Source organism: Nocardioides pelophilus (assembly GCF_014180685.1).
In the GTDB taxonomy this organism is placed as follows: Bacteria; Actinomycetota; Actinomycetes; order Propionibacteriales; family Nocardioidaceae; genus Nocardioides; species Nocardioides pelophilus.
Genome location: NZ_JACEHF010000101.1, coordinates 1 through 15096, shown reverse-complemented (window position 1 = coordinate 15096; position 15096 = coordinate 1). Strand labels below are relative to the sequence as shown.

The following is a 15096-nucleotide window of genomic DNA, read 5'->3' as shown; positions in this document are numbered from 1 at the left end:
ACCGGCCCCGCGCCACCAGCAGCACGCCCCAGCACGCCAGCGCGACCAGGGCGAGGGCGCCGGCGAGCGGGAAGCCCACCTCGGCGACGTCGCCCCCCGCGGCCGCCACCAGGCCGAGCGTCTCGAGCTCGTCGGACGGCACCCGCAGCATCGGCTGGTGACCGGCCAGTGCGGCGAGCGCGGTCGCGCCGAGCCCACCGAGGACGGCGGGCGCGAAGGTACGGCGCTGCCGGTCGGTCTCGTCCTCGGTCATCCGAGCAGCCCGTTGTCGAAGCAGGTGCGGCTGCCGGTGTGGCAAGCGGGGCCCTCCTGATCGACCTTGACCAGCAGGGTGTCGCCGTCGCAGTCCAACCGGATCTCCTTCACGTGCTGCCGGTTGCCCGACGTCTCGCCCTTGACCCAGTACTCCTGGCGCGAGCGGCTCCAGTACGTCGCCCGCCCGGTCGACAGGCTGCGGTGCAGCGCCTCGTCGTCCATCCACGCCAGCATCAGCACCTCACCGGTGTCGTGCTGCTGGACGATCGCCGGCACCAGGCCGGCGTCGTTGCGCGAGAGGCGGGCGCCGATGGCCGGATCGAGGGAGGTCACCCCGTCATTATCCGGGCGGACCGGTCACCCGTGCTGGGCGACCCAGGATGCGTGCAGCCCGGCGTAGACCGAACCCGCCTCGCGGACCAGCTCGGAGTGGTGGCCACGCTGGACGATCCGTCCGCGATCGACCACGACGACCTCGTCGGCGGCCTCGGCCGTCGACAGGCGGTGCGCGATGGTGACGGACGTCCGGCCGCTCATCAGCCGTTCGAGGGCACGGCCGATCCGGGTCTCGAGCTCGGGGTCGACGGCGCTCGTCGCCTCGTCGAGCACCAGCAGGTCGGGGTCGGCGAGCTGGGCCCGCAGCAGCGCCACCAGCTGCCGCTCCCCCGCCGACAGCGACTCGCCTCGCTGGCCGACCTTCGTCTCCAGTCCGTCGGGCAGGCCGGCGAGCCAGTCGCCGAGGCCGAGCTCGCCCGCGGCGGCGACGATGTCGTCGTCGGTCGCGCCCAGCCTGCCGTAGCGGGCGTTGGCGGCGAGCGTGTCGTCGAAGAGGAACCCCTCCTGCGGGACCAGCACCACGCTCGACCGCAGCGAGGACTCGGCGATGTCGCGGAGGTCGACGCCGTCGAGCAGGACCCGCCCCTCCGACGGGTCCATCAGCCGGGTGAGGAGCTTGGCCAGGGTCGACTTGCCGGAGCCGGTCTCGCCGACGACCGCGACCCGGCGCCCCGCCGGGATCTCCAGGTCGATCTCGCGCAGCACCGGCGGACCGCCCGGGTAGGCGAAGCCGACCTGCTCGAAGACGACGTCCAGGGCGCCCGCGGGCAGCACCTGGCCCTCAGGACCCGGGTCGACCAGGTCGGCGGGCGTGTCGAGGATGCCGATCACCCGCCGCCAGCCGGCGATCGCGTTCTGCGCGTCGGTCAGGACCTGGGTGCCGAACTGCACCGGACCGACGAAGAGCGTGACGAGGAACGCGAACGCGAGCACCTCGCCCGCGGTGATGTCCTCGGCCCAGAACCGGCCCTGGCCGAGCCAGATGCCGACGACGAGCACGCCCGCGTTGGCGAGCCCGGCCGAGATCCCGCCGAGGGAGAAGGAGAACGCGGTGAATCCCTGGGCCCTGGTCGAGGCTGCCTGGTGGACCGCGACGGCCCGGTCGATCCGCTCCTGGGTCCGCGCCTCGACGGCGTAGGACCGCACCACTGCGGCGCCGACCACGGGCTCGGAGATCGCGGACAGCAGGGCGCCGACCTGGCGTCGTACCGTCGCGTAGGCGGCGGAGAGCTTGCGCTGGAAGTACCGAAGGCTCAGGAACAGCGGCGCGAAGCAGACCCACACCACCAGCGCCAGCTGCCAGCTGTAGAAGACCATCACCACGGTCGCGACCAGGATCTGGCCGATGCTGACGATGAAGAGCAGGCCGCCGAACACGAGGAACTGGCTCACCTGGTCGACGTCGCTGGTCACCCGGGACACGAGCGCGCCGCGGCGCTCGGTGTTCTGCGTGAGCAGCGGCAGGTCGTGCACGTGACGGAAGGCCTTGACCCGCAGCGTCGCCAGTCCGTGCTCGGCGGTGGAGAAGAGGCGCGCGGTCATGGCGTACGACGCCCAGCTGGTCGCCACGATCGCGACGGCCGCGACCACAGCCAGCCAGGTGGTGAAGGTCGCGTCCGGACCGTCGGCGCCGCGGAGGCCGCGGTCGACCGTCTGCTGCACCGCGATCGGCACGATGACCTGGCCCACCGAGGCGACGACGGCGAGCGCCAGGGTCTTGCCGATGCCCTCGGTGAGCTCGGGCGAGTGCCCGACGCCGCGGCGGATCGTCTCCCAGGCGCCGATGCTCTCGCCGGTGTCCATCTGGGTGCCGGCCGGCGCGCCGGGTGTCTGCACGGTGGTCACGGCGCGGTCACCTCCTCGGGCGCGCCCTTGGCGGGGTCGTGCTGCTCGTAGGCGTTGACCAGCCGGGCGTAGTCGGCGTTGCGCGCGACCAGCTCGGCGTGGGTGCCGCGGTCGACGATCGCGCCGTCGGCGAGGAACAGCACCTCGTCGGCGAGGCCGATGGTCGCCTTGCGGTAGGCGACGACGACCAGGGTCGCGCTCTCGTCGGTCGAGGAGGCCGCTCCGCGGCCGCCACGAGACCTCGCGCCCCGGAGCGCCGCGAGGATCCGCGCCTCCACCTCGGGGTCGACGGCGGAGGTCGCGTCGTCGAGGAGCAGCAGCCGCGGACGACGGACCAGCGCCCGCGCGAGCGAGATCCGCTGCCGCTGGCCTCCCGACAACGAGGTGCCGCGCTCGCCGAGCTGCGTGTCGAGCCCGGCCGGGAGCGCGGCGACGAAGCCGTCGGCCTGGGCGGTGCGCAGCGCCTCCCAGACCTCGTCGTCGGGCACGTCGGCGCCGAGGGTGACGTTGCCGCGGACCGTGTCGTCGAAGAGGAACGCCGTCTGCGGCACGATCGACAGCATCCCGGCCAGCTCGCCGCGCGCCAGCTCGCGGAGGTCGACCCCGTCGACCCGGATGCTGCCGCTGTCGACGTCGACCAGGCGGGTCAGCAGGCTGGTGAGCGTGCTCTTGCCGGAGGCGGTCGCGCCGACCAGAGCGACCGTGCGGCCGGGCTCGACGGTGAAGGTCACGCCCCGGAGCAGCGGCCGGTCGGCCTGGTAGCCGTAGCGGACGTCGTCGACCTCGAGCCGGGCGCCACCGGCGTTGCGCGGCGCGGGCGCCTCGCCGTACTGCATCGAGCCCTTGGCGCGCAGCACCGCCTCGACCCGGCGGTAGCCGACCACGCTGCGCGGGAACTCACCGAGCAGCCAGCCGATCGACCGGATCGGGAAGGACACGATCGTGAGCAGGTAGGCGACCGTGACCACGTCGCCGGCGTCGGTGGCGCCGGACAGCACCCGGTGGACGCCCAGGATCAGCACCACCAGCACGGCGAGGTTCGGGAGCGCGGCGAGGGTCGGGTCGAACGCGGCGCGGATCCGGCCGACCCGGATGTTCGCCTCCCGCAGGTCGAGCGCCTTCGCCCGGAACCGGGCGGTCTCCTCGGGCTCACGACCGAGGGTCTTGACGACCATCGCGCCGTCGAACGACTCGTGGGCGATCTCGCTGAGCTCGGCGCGCAGCTGCTGCGCCCTGGTCGCCCAGCCCTGGGCGAGGCGCTGGTAGACGACGTTGGTCGCGATCACGAGGGGGAAGACGAGGATGCCGACGATCGCGAGCACCAGGTCGGCGAACAGCATCTGACCGACCGCGATCACCATCATCGCCACCGTGCCGACGGCCATCGGGAGCGGGGCGATCGGCCCCCACGCCGCCTCGACGTCGGAGTTCGCGTTGGACAGCAGCTCGCCGGTCGGGTGGCGCTGGTGCCACTCCATCGGGAGCGAGAGGTACTGCCGGGTCACCGCGCGGCGGGTGCGGGCCTGCATCCGGTACTGCATCACGCCGGCGCCGAGCCGGCGCGCGACGATCCCCACCGCTCGCAGGATGGCGACGCCGAGGAAGAGCGCGAGCACCGCCCACAGCATCGAGGAGCCGATCTCGCCGTCGCGGAACGCCGGTAGCACGACGTGGTCGGTGGACCACCCGAGGACCCACGCGTCGGCGACGGTCAACGCGCCGAAGAGGAGGCTGCCGATGGTCGAGACGGCGAAGATCCACGGCTCGCGCTTGATCGCGACCCAGAGTACGGCGAAGCCGGCGCTCGTCGTACCGGCGCCGCTGTGCCGCTCGTCCGTCACTTCGGTCCTGCTCCCTGTCCGTCGCCGGTCGCAACCGGCAAGGAGGGGCAGCCTATTCCCGGACGCCGACAGGCCCGGCTCCCGGTCGCGCCTTTCACCTCATGGTGGTCGTGCAATCCTGCCCCCATGACGTCCTTCGCGCGCGGAGAGCGCTCCCGGCTCTGCGACCTCGCCCTCGAGACCGGCCCGGACGCGCCGACCCTGTGCGGCGACTGGACCGTGCGCGAGCTGGTCGCCCACCTGGTCGTCCGCGAGAACAGTCCCCTGTCGATCGGCATCGTCGTGCCGCCGCTCGCCTCGGTGACCGAGCGGAAGACCGAGCGGACGGCGGAGAAGTCGTTCGAGAAGCTCGTGGCCCGGGTCCGCAAGGCACGCAACCCGATGGCCCTGCCCGGCGTCGACCAGGCGCTCAACACGGCGGAGTACTTCGTCCACCACGAGGACATCCGGCGTGCGACACCGGACTGGGAGCCGCGTTCGCTGACCGCCGACGAGCAGGACGTGCTGTGGCGGATCGTCCGGGTCTCGGGCAAGGGCCTGGTGCGCCCCGCGGGGGTGCCGGTCGTCGCCCGCCGCGCGGACACCGAGGACGAGACCACCCTCAAGGCCGGCTCGGACCCCGTCGTCGTGACCGGGCTGCCGTCGGAGCTGGTGCTGTTCGTCTACGGCCGCAGCGAGACCCGCGGGCTGGCCTTCTCCGGTCCCGACGACCGGGTCGCCCAGCTGCGCGAGGCGAAGCTCGGGATCTGAGCCGTCGCGGCTCATCGCCGGCCATCGTGCCGAGCGCGAGCGGGCTGTCGGGGACGTCATGCGGTAGGCGGCCCATGAGAGGCGAGACGTATGACGTTGCGCGGGACGTCATACGATCCGGGCGCCATGGGTGCACGGACGTATGACGTCCCACCGCCCGTGCCCTCCGCTCAGCAGTATCGCGAGTACAGCGGCGCCCGAACGGGCTGGAGAGTCGAGTCCGGTCAGCGCACCGGGTAGCCCGCGTCGCTGAGCGTCCACTTCCCGTCGGCGATCCGCAGCGTGCCGCTGCACGAGTACGCCGGGCGGCAGTGGCGGGCACATCGTCGGGCCCGCAGATCGGCACCTGCGGGCGGGTATCACTGAGCGTCGTACCTGAGGTTTCGGCCCCGATGCGGGTCCAGATGGGGCCGGAACTTCAGGTGCGTCGTGGGTGATGGGCGCGCTCTTCTCGAGATCGCAAGTCCAGCGGCGCCCGAACGGGAACGAATCCGGTCAGCGCACCGGGTAGCCCGCGTCGCTGAGCGACCGCTTGACGTCGGCGATCCGCAGCGTGCCGAAGTGGAACACCGTGGCGGCGAGTACGGCGTCCGCGCCCGCTTCGACCGCGGGCGGGAAGTGCTCGACGGCCCCCGCGCCACCGGAGGCGATGACCGGGATGGTGACCTCACGCCGGACGGCGCGGATCAGCTCGAGGTCGAAGCCCGCGGTCGTGCCGTCGGCGTCCATCGCGTTGAGGAGGATCTCGCCGGCGCCGAGCTCCGCGGCCCGCACCGCCCAGGCGATGGCGTCGAGGCCGGCGGACTTGCGACCGCCGTGGGTGGTGACCTCGAAGCCGGAGTCGGTGCGGTGCTCGGCACCTGCCGGCACCCGGCGGGCGTCGACCGACAGCACCAGCACCTGGTTGCCGAACCGGTCGGCGATCTCGGCGACCAGCTCGGGCCGGTGGATGGCGGCGGTGTTGACCGCGATCTTGTCGGCCCCGGCCCGCAGCATCCGGTCGACGTCGTCGACGCTGCGGATGCCGCCGCCGACGGTGAGGGGGATGAAGACCTGCTCCGCGGTCGCCGACACGATCTCCAGCGTCGTCGCGCGGCCCTCGTGGGACGCAGAGATGTCGAGGAAGGTCAGCTCGTCGGCGCCCTCGGCGTCGTAGGTCCGGGCGAGCTCGACCGGGTCACCGGCGTCGCGCAGCTCCTTGAAGTTGATGCCCTTGACCACCCGGCCGGCGTCGACGTCGAGACACGGGATCACCCGGACCGAGAGGCTCATGAGCGCGCCGGAAGGGTCAGGGCCAGGGCGTCCTCGAGCGTGAACTGTCCCGTGTAGAGCGCGGTCCCGGCGATCGCGCCCTCGACACCGAGCGGCACCAGCTCCATCAGCGCACGGATGTCGTCGAGGGTCGTCACGCCGCCGGACGCCACGACCGGACGGTCGGTGGCGGCGCACACGTCGCGGAGCAGTTGGAGGTTCGGGCCCTGGAGCATGCCGTCCTTGTTGACGTCCGTGACGACGTAGCGCGCGCAGCCCTCGGAGTCGAGCCGGGCCAGCGTCTCGTAGAGGTCGCCGCCCTCCTGCGTCCACCCGCGAGCAGCGAGGGTCCGGCCGCGGACGTCGAGGCCGACCGCCACTCGGTCCCCGTACGTCGCGATCGCCTCGGCGCACCACTCGGGCTGCTCGAGCGCCGCGGTGCCGATGTTGACCCGTCGGCAGCCGGTGGCCATCGCCGCCTCCAGCGACTCGTCGTCGCGGATGCCGCCACTCATCTCGACCTTGATGTCGAGCTTGCGGACGATCTCCGCCTGCAGGGCACGGTTGTTGCCGTGGCCGAACGCCGCGTCGAGGTCGACCAGATGGATCCACTCGGCGCCGGCCTCCTGCCACCGCAGGGCGGCCTCGATCGGGTCACCGAAACGCTTCTCGGAACCGTCGACGCCTTGCACCAGCTGGACGGCCTGGCCGCCCTTGATGTCGACGGCGGGAAGGAGTTCGAGGTAGTCAGACAAGGGAGCTCACCCAGTTCTTCAGTAGTACGGCGCCGGCGTCTCCGGACTTCTCCGGGTGGAACTGCGTCGCGGACAGCGGGCCGTTCTCGGCCGCGGCGACGAACCTGTCGCCGCCGTGCTCGGCCCAGACGACCCGAGGCTGCAGCGAGGCAGGCGTGCGGTCGTTGGTGACCAGGGTCCAGTCCCGCACGCCGTAGGAGTGCACGAAGTAGAACCGCTCGTCCTCGATCCCGGCGAAGAGCCGCGACCCCTCGGGCACGTCCACGGTGTTCCAGCCCATGTGCGGGACGATCGGCGCCTGCAGCCGCTCGACCACACCGGGCCACTCGCCGCAGCCCTCGGTCTCGACGCCGTGCTCGATGCCGCGTTCGAAGAGGATCTGCATGCCCACGCAGATGCCGAGCACCGGACGTCCGCCCGCGAGCCGGCGGGAGATCACGCGCTCACCGCGGATCGCACGCAGGCCCTTCATGCACGCCGCGTAGGCACCGACGCCGGGCACGAGCAGCCCGTCGGCCTCCATCGCGAGGTCCAGGTCGGAGGTCAGCGTGACCGTCGCGCCGGCGCGCTCGACCGCGCGCACAGCGGACCGCAGGTTGCCTGAGCCGTAGTCCAGGACAACCACCGAAGGCGAGGCCACCGCTACAGAGCACCCTTCGTGGAGGGGATCCCCGTCTCACGCGGGTCGATCGCGATCGCGTCGCGGAACGCCCGTGCGAACGCCTTGAACTGGGTCTCCACGATGTGGTGCGGCTCGCGGCCGGCGAGCACACGCACGTGGAGCGCGAGGTGCGCGTGGAACGCGATGGTCTCGAAGACGTGACGGGTCAACGAGCCGAGGTACGGGACGGCGTTGCCCCCGCCACCGAGGGCGACGTACGGCTGGCCCTCGGGCTCGCCGGTGTGCACGCAGTAGGGGCGACCCGACACGTCGACGACGGCCTGGACGAGCGCCTCGTCGAGCGGCACCGTGGCGTCGCCGAACCGGCGGATGCCGACCTTGTCGCCGAGCGCCTCGCGCAGCGCCTGGCCCAGCACGATCGCGGTGTCCTCGACCGTGTGGTGGGCGTCGATGTGGGTGTCGCCGGAGGTCTGGACGGTCAGGTCGACCAGGGAGTGCCGGGCGAACGAGATGAGCATGTGGTCGTAGAAGCCGACCCCGGTGGACACGTCGTGGCGGCCGGAGCCGTCGAGGTCGACCTCGACGACGACCTTGGACTCGCTCGTCTGCCGCTCGATGCGCGCACTGCGACTCATGACATCTCCTTCATCACCTCGACGAGGGCGTCCTCGAACGCCGCCATCTCCTCAGGTGTCCCGATGGACACCCGCAGCCATCCGTCCGGACCGGTCTCCCGGATCAGCACACCTCGGTCGACCAGTCCCTGCCAGACAGCATGACGATCCCCGAAGGTCCCGAACAAGCAGAAATTGGCGTCGCTGTCGGCAACCTCGAGTCCCTGGTCGCGCAGCCAGGCCACCGTCTTGTCGCGCTGGGCGCGCAGCTGGTCGACGTTGCCGAGCAGCTCGGGGGCGTGCTGCAGCGCCGCGAGCGCGGTCGCCTGGGTGACCGCGGACAGGTGGTAGGGCAGCCGGACCACCCGGATCGCGTCACAGATCGCCGGGTCCGCAGCGAGGTAGCCGAGCCGCAGCCCGGCAGCCGCGAACGCCTTGCTCATGGTCCGGGTGACGACCAGGTTGCGGTGGGTCGGCAGCAGGTCGAGGGCGCTCGGAACGCCGGTGCGCCGGAACTCGCCGTACGCCTCGTCGACCACGACGATGCCGGTCGGCGACCCGGGGGCGCCGGCCACGGCCTCGCACAGCGCAGTGATCGACTCCAGCGGCAGCGCGGTGCCGGTCGGGTTGTTGGGGCTCGGCAGCAAGATCACGTCCGGGGAGTGCTCGGCCACCACACGCAACGCGTGCTCGAGGTCGAGCGAGAAGTCGTCGGCGCGCTTGCCGACGACCCAGTGGGTGTTGGTGTCGCGTGCGTACTCCGGATACATGGAGTACGTCGGCGCGAAGCTCACGGCCGTGCGTCCCGGTCCGCCGAACGCCTGCAACAGCTGCAGCATCACCTCGTTGGACCCGTTGGCCGCCCAGACCTGCTCGGCGACGATCTCACCGAGCACCTCGCCCGAGAGGTACGACGCCAGCGCGGTCCGCAGCGCGACGAACTCGCGGTCCGGGTAGCGGTTGAGGGTGCGCGCCGCGTCGGCGGCCGCGGCGGCGATGTCGTGGATGCACGCGTCGGACGGCCCGTACGGGTTCTCGTTGACGTTCAGCTGGACGGGGACCTCGTCGACGGGCAGCTGCGGGGCGCCGTACGGCTCGATGCCGGCGAGCTCGGGGCGGATCGGCGGGAAGCTCACTCGCCGAACCGCACCCTGACCGCGGCGCCGTGACCCGGCAGGTCCTCGGCGGCGGCCAGGGTCTGCACGTGGTCGGCGACCTCGCCCAGCCCCTCGCGGGTGTACTCGACGACGTGCACCGACTTGGTGAACGCCCGGACCGACAGGCCCGAGGAGTGGCAGGCGCAGCCCCCCGTCGGCAGCACGTGGTTGGAGCCGGCGCAGTAGTCGCCGAGGCTGACCGGGGCGTACGGACCGACGAAGATCGCGCCGGCGTTGCGGACCCGCGCGGCCAGCTCCGCGGCGTCGGCCGTGTGGATCTCGAGGTGCTCGGCGGCGTACGCGTCGACGACCGCCAGGCCCTGCTCGAGGTCGCGGACGAGCACGATGCCCGACTGCGGACCGCTCAGCGCGGTCCGGATCCGGTCGACGTGCTTGGTCGCCGAGACCTGCTTGTCGAGCTCGGCATCGACGTCGTCGGCGAGCGACTCGGACGTCGTCACCAGGACTGCTGCGGCCAGTGGGTCGTGCTCGGCCTGGCTGACCAGGTCGGAGGCGACGTAGGCAGCGTCGGCGGTGTCGTCGGCCAGGATCGCGATCTCGGTCGGGCCCGCCTCGGAGTCGATGCCGACCTGACCCTTGAGCAGCCGCTTCGCCGTGACCGTGTAGATGTTGCCGGGGCCGGTCACCAGGTCGACCCGCTCGACCGGCGCCTGCCCCGCGGCGGCCGGCAGCCCGTAGGCGAACATGGCGATCGCCTGGGCGCCGCCGACGGCATAGACCTCGTCAACGCCGAGCAGCGCGCACGCAGCCAGGATCGTCGGGTGCACGGCCCCGCCGAAGTCCTTCTGCGGCGGGCTCGCGAGCGCGATCGAGGGAACTCCCGCGGTCTGCGCGGGCACGACGTTCATCAGCACGCTCGAGACCAGCGGCGCCAGCCCCCCGGGCACGTAGAGGCCGACCCGGCCGACCGGCACCTTGCGGTGCGTGACCGTGGCCCCCGGACCGAGGTCGGTGACGACGTCGGTCTCGAGCTCGTTGGCGCAGGTCGCCCGCAGCCGGCGGATCGACTCGTCCAGGCCGGCGCGGATCGCCGGGTCGAGCTGGTCGAGCGCAGCCGTCAGCGCCTCCGGCGCGACCCTGATGTCGTCGACCCGGACCCCGTCGAACCTCTCGCCGAGCTCGCGGATCGCGTCGAGCCCGCGGGTGCGGACCTCCTCGCAGATCGCATGCACCGCCGGCACCGCGGCTTCGACGTCGAAGTCGGCGCGGGGCACTGCTGCGCGGTAGTCGACCCCGGACGCGTCCGGGTCGGCCTCGCGCAGGTCGATGCGACGGATGAGGGACATGCGCCCGATTCTACGGTCGCATGCCCCTCAACCCGGCGTCCTCGACGTCAGGCGGACTCGTCGATCCGCACCGTCAGCGCCACCGCGACCGCCCAGATCGGCAGGAGCACGGCGCCGACGAACCCGAGCGGACCGAGCGGTGCGAGCAGGCCGACCACGATCGACACGACCGCCAGCCACCTGGGGAGGTTCCCCGAGGCGAGGCCGGCCAGCCCGGCACCGACGTAGATCGCGATCATGCTGGCCATCAGCGGCAGGAACGCGACGTCGCCCATCGTGAGCATCGCGCGGATCGCGGAGTCATCACCGTGGTCGACCGCTCGCCACAGCGCGGCGTCGATGACACCCCAGGACGCGAAGGTCGCGGCCAGGCCGCCGAACCCGAGGAGCACGACGTCCCCCAGCCAGGTGGCGCCGGCCCGGCGGACGGCGTTGCGCAGAGCAGCTCCGAAGAACAGGACGAGCGCCACGAGGACCATGCCGACGTAGGAGGTGACCTGGTTGACGGTCTGGCTAATGTCGCCGTAGTGGTCGCTGACGTCGGCGAGCTTCGCGTCGTACGCGAAGTCGCCGCCCGTGGCCATCATGGCCGCGTAGAGGACGAGCAGGCCGACGGCGACCGACACCAACGTACGACGACGTGGGCCGGAGTCCGGAACAGCCGGGGCAGGAGCAGCGGGGGGCGCCTCGACGGAGGCGGTGACGTGAGACATGACAGGTCCTTTTCGGGGTGCGGGTGAATCTCGTGTCCTCAGCGTCGGCTCTCGGGACCTCCGTCGCGTCGGAGCAGGCCCGTCACCTGCAATCGGTGCCAACCCTGACGCGCAGACCGCGATGCTGCGCCACCATGGCTCCCATGGCGATGTCCAGGCGGTCTGCCGCAGCGCTCGCCGGCGGTGTGCTCGCTGCAGAGATCGTCACCGTCGCGGCCATGCTGGTGCTCGACCTGCGCCTGGAGCGCAACGGGTACGGCGACCGGATCGGCACCTTGCTCGACCCGTGGGTGTGGCTCTTCGTCCTTGCTGCGTTGAGTCCGGCCGCCGTAGCCGTGGTCATCGTGCGGAGCCACCCGCGGCACGTGGTCGGCTGGCTCTTCCTGGCCCTGTCGGTGTCGATCCTCGCGGCCGGCGTGATCGAGGAGTGGTTCATCCATGCCGCGATCGTCGACCCGCCGGAGATCGGCGGTGCCGGGGTCGCGGCGGTGCTCGCCGACAAGGTGTTCCTGCCCTGGTGGCCGCTGATGACCCTCATCCTGCTGCTCACTCCCACGGGCTCCTACCTCTCGGACCGCTGGCGACTGGTCGGACGGGTCACCATCGTGGCCTCGGTGCTCTGCGTCCCCCTCTCGCTGATCAGCGACCAGCCCCTGAGCCCTCCCTACGACAAGATCGGCAACCCCTGGGCGATCCCCGCGATAGCGCCGTACCCGACCATCGGAGCCAGGGTGGCGTTCAGCGCGTTGGCCGTGTGCCTGCTCCTCGCCGGCGCCTCGCTCGTCGTCAGGTGGAGGCGGGCAGCGGGCGACGAACGACGCCGGCTGCTGTGGTTGGTGCTTGCGGTCGTCCCGCTTCCCGCGGTCATCCCCGTTCATCTCTACGCCGTCACGACCGACAACGGTGCGTTCATCATCGGCACCCTCGCGCTGTTCCTCGTCCTGATCCCGGCGGTCGCCGGGATGTCGGTCCTCCGCTTCCGCTTGTACGACGTCGACCGGATCGTGGCGACGACGACCACCTACTCCGTGCTGTCGCTGCTACTGACCGCGGTCTACGCAGGCATCGTCTGGTCCGGTAGCCACCTGTCCTCGATCGGGTCGCCGTCGACGGCGGCGACCGCGACCGTCGGGGCGGTCGCGGCCGCAACCTTGTTCGCGCCGCTGCGGGGCGGTGTCCAGCACCGGGTCGACCGCCGGTTCAACCGCCGCACGTTCGACGCGGTCACGGTGGTCCGTGATGCGCTCGCAGACGAGCGAGCCGACCTCGACCCTCAAGCGCTGCTGCGCGACGCGCTCGGGGACGACTCGGTCCGGCTCGTCTATCCGGGGCTGGACGGCTGGGTCGACGGATCCGGCGCCCCGGCGCCGGATCCCGTGGACCACATCGACGTGACCCGCGGTCGTCGGGTCGTCGCCCGGGTGGGTTTCGACGCCGGCCTCAACGACCCGTCGACGGTCACTCGCGTCGGCGCGCTCCTCGCGGCCGAGCTCGACAACACCCGGCTCCGCGCCGACCTGCAGCGCAACCTGTCCGAGCTGGCGGCGTCTCGCGCTCGGCTTGCCGAGGCCCAGCGTGAGGAGCGGCGCCGGATCGAGCGCGACCTCCACGACGGAGCCCAGCAGACCCTGCTCGCGCTGGCGTTCGAGCTCCAGGCAGCACAGCTCAACGGCGAGCCGGGAGCGATGCGGGACGCCTTGACGCGCGGCGCCGACGCCGCCCGCAGTGCGGCGCAGGAGCTCCGCGCCCTGGCGAACGGACTCCACCCCGCGGCACTCACGGACAGCGGCCTGTCCGGGGTCGTCGACGACCTCGCCCGTCGCTCCCCCGTGCCGATCGAGGTCGATGTCGACAGCACCCGGCTCGACCCGGCGATCGAGTTCACCGCATGGTTGGTGGTCGCCGAGGCGGTCACCAACGCGGTCAAGCACGCCCACGCGACCCGGATCACGGTGGCCAGCTCGTTTCACGACGGAGAGCTCCGGCTCGCCATCTGCGACGACGGTCGGGGCAGCGCCGACCCGTCGGGCTCGGGCCTGCGCGGCCTGCACGACCGAGTGGAGTCCGCCGAAGGCACGCTGCGCGTCCGCTCCGGAGACCAGGGCACCGTCGTGGAGGTGACGCTGCCGTGCGGGTCGTGATCGCGGATGACTCCGGGTTGCTCCGGCAGGCGCTGACGAACCTGCTGACCGAAGCCGGCATCGAGGTCGTCGGGACGGCAGCCGACGCCGAGACCCTCACGTCGCTGGTCGCCGAGGTCTCACCCGACGTCGCGATCGTCGACATCAAGATGCCGCCGACCTTCACCAACGAGGGCGCCAAGGCGGCGGTCGAGCTGCGGGCGCAGCACCCGGGGCTCGGCATCCTGCTGCTGTCGCAGTCGCTCGAGAGCCGGTACGTCACCGATCTCGCCCGGGACTCGCCCCGTGGCTTCGGCTACCTGCTCAAGGACCGGGTCGTCGACGTCGCCGTACTCGTCGGTGCGTTGGAGACCGTGCGCGCGGGAGGAACCGTGATGGATCCCGACGTCATCGCCCACCTCCTCGGCCGGCAGTCGCTGGCAGCGCAGCTCGAGCGGCTGAGCGAGCGCGAGCGCACCGTCCTCGAGCTGATGGCACAGGGCTACTCGAACGCCGGTATCGGAGAGCAGCTCGTGATCGAGACCAAGACGGTGGAGAGCCACGTCGCGCGGATCATGGCCAAGCTCGACCTGCACCAAGCGCCCGAGGAGCACCGCCGGGTGCGCGCCGTCCTCGCCTGGCTGCGTGGCTGATCCGGCTCCGCTCGCTGGTTCCCGCGACGTCATTGCCGGGTAGTCACCCTCCGGACGGCTAGGTTGGGAGCGTGACGGACCGGCTCCCGATGTTCCCCCTGAACAGCGTGGTGTTCCCGGGTGTCACCCTGCCGCTGCATGTCTTCGAGGACCGCTACCGCGCCCTGATGCACCACCTGCTGCGGATCGAGGACCCGGCGGACCGGCTGTTCGGGTCGGTCGCCATCCGGGAGGGCTACGAGGTCGGTGACCACGGCGCGCAGTCGCTGTTCCGCGTGGGAGTCCGCCTCCAGCTCGCCGAGGCCGAGGCCAACCCCGACGGCACGTTCGACATCGTCGCCGTCGGTCGCGACCGGATCCGGCTCGACCGGCTCGAGCGCGGCGACCTGTTCCCCGTCGGCGAGGTCGACGAGCTGCCCGAGCCCACGGTGACCGTGGCCGACGACCTGGTCGACTGGGCGCGCGCCACGTTCACGGCGTACCGCCACGCCCTCAGCGAGATCGCCGCCGACCCCTACACCGGCTCGCTGCCGACCGACCCGACCTACCTCTCCTGGGTGCTCGCCGCCTGCGCACCGCTGCCGATGTCCGAGCGCCAGCAGCTGCTCGAGGCCTCCGACGCCGAGGAGCGGCTGGTGCTGGTCACCGAGCTGCTGCGCAGCGAGCTGCGGACCATGAACGTGATCACCTCGCTGCCCGCCACCGAGGTCGCGCGCACCCGCTGGTCCCCGAACTGACCGCAGCCATGGCGAGGAAGCAGAAGGCCGGCGGCACGCCCGCCACCACCGCGCTGACCGCGGCAGAGGTGGCGTTCACCGTCCACGACTACGCACACGACCCGCGCTCCCCGTCGTACGGCGAGGAGGCGGCTGCCGCA

15 protein-coding genes are annotated in these 15096 nt (G+C 72.0%); 4 read left to right on the top strand and 11 right to left on the bottom strand.

Annotation, left to right across the window (positions count from 1 at the left end):
- The 4 genes from H0488_RS15480 to H0488_RS15465 form a co-directional block, all read right to left on the bottom strand.
- On the bottom strand, window positions 1-253 hold a 253-nt coding region (locus H0488_RS15480; protein ID WP_183100164.1), incomplete at its 3' end, for a hypothetical protein.
- A complete protein-coding gene (hisI, locus tag H0488_RS15475; RefSeq protein ID WP_183100163.1) occupies window positions 250-588 on the bottom strand; it encodes a phosphoribosyl-AMP cyclohydrolase in 339 nt (112 codons plus the stop codon). The genes hisI and H0488_RS15480, both read right to left, overlap by 4 nt.
- Window positions 589-612: 24 nt before the next feature.
- Window positions 613-2436 (bottom strand): ABC transporter ATP-binding protein, encoded by a 1824-nt coding sequence (locus H0488_RS15470; protein ID WP_312856370.1) that lies wholly within the window; start codon window positions 2434-2436, stop codon window positions 613-615.
- Complete coding sequence (locus H0488_RS15465; RefSeq protein WP_183100162.1) at window positions 2433-4277, bottom strand: ABC transporter ATP-binding protein; 1845 nt, start codon at window positions 4275-4277, stop codon at window positions 2433-2435. Before H0488_RS15465 ends, H0488_RS15470 begins: the two co-directional genes overlap by 4 nt.
- Window positions 4278-4403: 126 nt before the next feature.
- Between H0488_RS15465 and H0488_RS15460 the strand changes: the two genes are divergently transcribed.
- The gene (locus H0488_RS15460; RefSeq protein ID WP_183100161.1) at window positions 4404-5027 is read left to right on the top strand and encodes a TIGR03085 family metal-binding protein; all 624 of its coding nucleotides are present in this window, start codon (window positions 4404-4406) and stop codon (window positions 5025-5027) included.
- A gap of 495 nt (window positions 5028-5522) precedes the next feature.
- Here H0488_RS15460 and hisF read toward each other — a convergent pair whose 3' ends face one another.
- From hisF to H0488_RS15425, 7 genes are read right to left on the bottom strand one after another with little or no spacing between them, the layout of a single operon-like run.
- Complete coding sequence (gene hisF / locus H0488_RS15455; RefSeq protein WP_183100160.1) at window positions 5523-6299, bottom strand: imidazole glycerol phosphate synthase subunit HisF; 777 nt, start codon at window positions 6297-6299, stop codon at window positions 5523-5525.
- A complete protein-coding gene (priA, locus tag H0488_RS15450) occupies window positions 6296-7033 on the bottom strand; it encodes a bifunctional 1-(5-phosphoribosyl)-5-((5-phosphoribosylamino)methylideneamino)imidazole-4-carboxamide isomerase/phosphoribosylanthranilate isomerase PriA (RefSeq protein ID WP_183100159.1) in 738 nt (245 codons plus the stop codon). Before priA ends, hisF begins: the two co-directional genes overlap by 4 nt.
- Entirely contained in the window at window positions 7026-7673 is a 648-nt protein-coding gene (gene hisH, locus H0488_RS15445; protein WP_183100158.1) for an imidazole glycerol phosphate synthase subunit HisH, read from the bottom strand. The genes priA and hisH overlap by 8 nt, the downstream gene beginning before the upstream one ends.
- A gap of 2 nt (window positions 7674-7675) precedes the next feature.
- Window positions 7676-8290, bottom strand: coding sequence for an imidazoleglycerol-phosphate dehydratase HisB (gene hisB, locus H0488_RS15440; RefSeq protein WP_183100157.1), 615 nt, complete (start codon window positions 8288-8290; stop codon window positions 7676-7678).
- The gene (locus tag H0488_RS15435; RefSeq protein ID WP_183100156.1) at window positions 8287-9405 is read right to left on the bottom strand and encodes a histidinol-phosphate transaminase; all 1119 of its coding nucleotides are present in this window, start codon (window positions 9403-9405) and stop codon (window positions 8287-8289) included. The genes hisB and H0488_RS15435 overlap by 4 nt, the downstream gene beginning before the upstream one ends.
- Entirely contained in the window at window positions 9402-10733 is a 1332-nt protein-coding gene (hisD, locus tag H0488_RS24200) for a histidinol dehydrogenase (RefSeq protein WP_183100155.1), read from the bottom strand. The genes H0488_RS15435 and hisD overlap by 4 nt, the downstream gene beginning before the upstream one ends.
- Before the next feature lie 47 nt (window positions 10734-10780).
- On the bottom strand, window positions 10781-11446 hold the full coding sequence (locus H0488_RS15425; protein ID WP_183100154.1) for a hypothetical protein: 666 nt from the start codon (window positions 11444-11446) through the stop codon (window positions 10781-10783).
- Window positions 11447-11589: 143 nt separating this feature from the next.
- On the opposite strand from H0488_RS15425, the gene H0488_RS24195 reads away from it, so the two are divergent.
- From H0488_RS24195 to H0488_RS15415, 3 genes are all read left to right on the top strand, one after another.
- The gene (locus H0488_RS24195; protein ID WP_246372231.1) at window positions 11590-13587 is read left to right on the top strand and encodes a histidine kinase; all 1998 of its coding nucleotides are present in this window, start codon (window positions 11590-11592) and stop codon (window positions 13585-13587) included.
- A complete protein-coding gene (locus tag H0488_RS15420) occupies window positions 13575-14219 on the top strand; it encodes a LuxR C-terminal-related transcriptional regulator (RefSeq protein ID WP_312856369.1) in 645 nt (214 codons plus the stop codon). The genes H0488_RS24195 and H0488_RS15420 overlap by 13 nt, the downstream gene beginning before the upstream one ends.
- 71 nt (window positions 14220-14290) lie before the next feature.
- Window positions 14291-14956: an LON peptidase substrate-binding domain-containing protein gene (locus H0488_RS15415; protein WP_183100152.1), complete on the top strand. Its 666-nt coding sequence runs from the start codon at window positions 14291-14293 to the stop codon at window positions 14954-14956.
- Window positions 14957-15096: the final 140 nt, after the last annotated feature.

Coding starts and splice junctions, on each gene's coding strand:
- H0488_RS15460 (WP_183100161.1), top strand. CDS start 4,404: ATGACGTCCTTCGCGCGCGGAGAGCGCTCCCGGCTCTGCGACCTCGCC.
- hisD (WP_183100155.1), bottom strand. CDS start 10,733: ATGTCCCTCATCCGTCGCATCGACCTGCGCGAGGCCGACCCGGACGCG.
- hisF (WP_183100160.1), bottom strand. CDS start 6,299: ATGAGCCTCTCGGTCCGGGTGATCCCGTGTCTCGACGTCGACGCCGGC.
- H0488_RS15425 (WP_183100154.1), bottom strand. CDS start 11,446: ATGTCTCACGTCACCGCCTCCGTCGAGGCGCCCCCCGCTGCTCCTGCC.
- H0488_RS24195 (WP_246372231.1), top strand. CDS start 11,590: ATGGCGATGTCCAGGCGGTCTGCCGCAGCGCTCGCCGGCGGTGTGCTC.
- hisB (WP_183100157.1), bottom strand. CDS start 8,290: ATGAGTCGCAGTGCGCGCATCGAGCGGCAGACGAGCGAGTCCAAGGTC.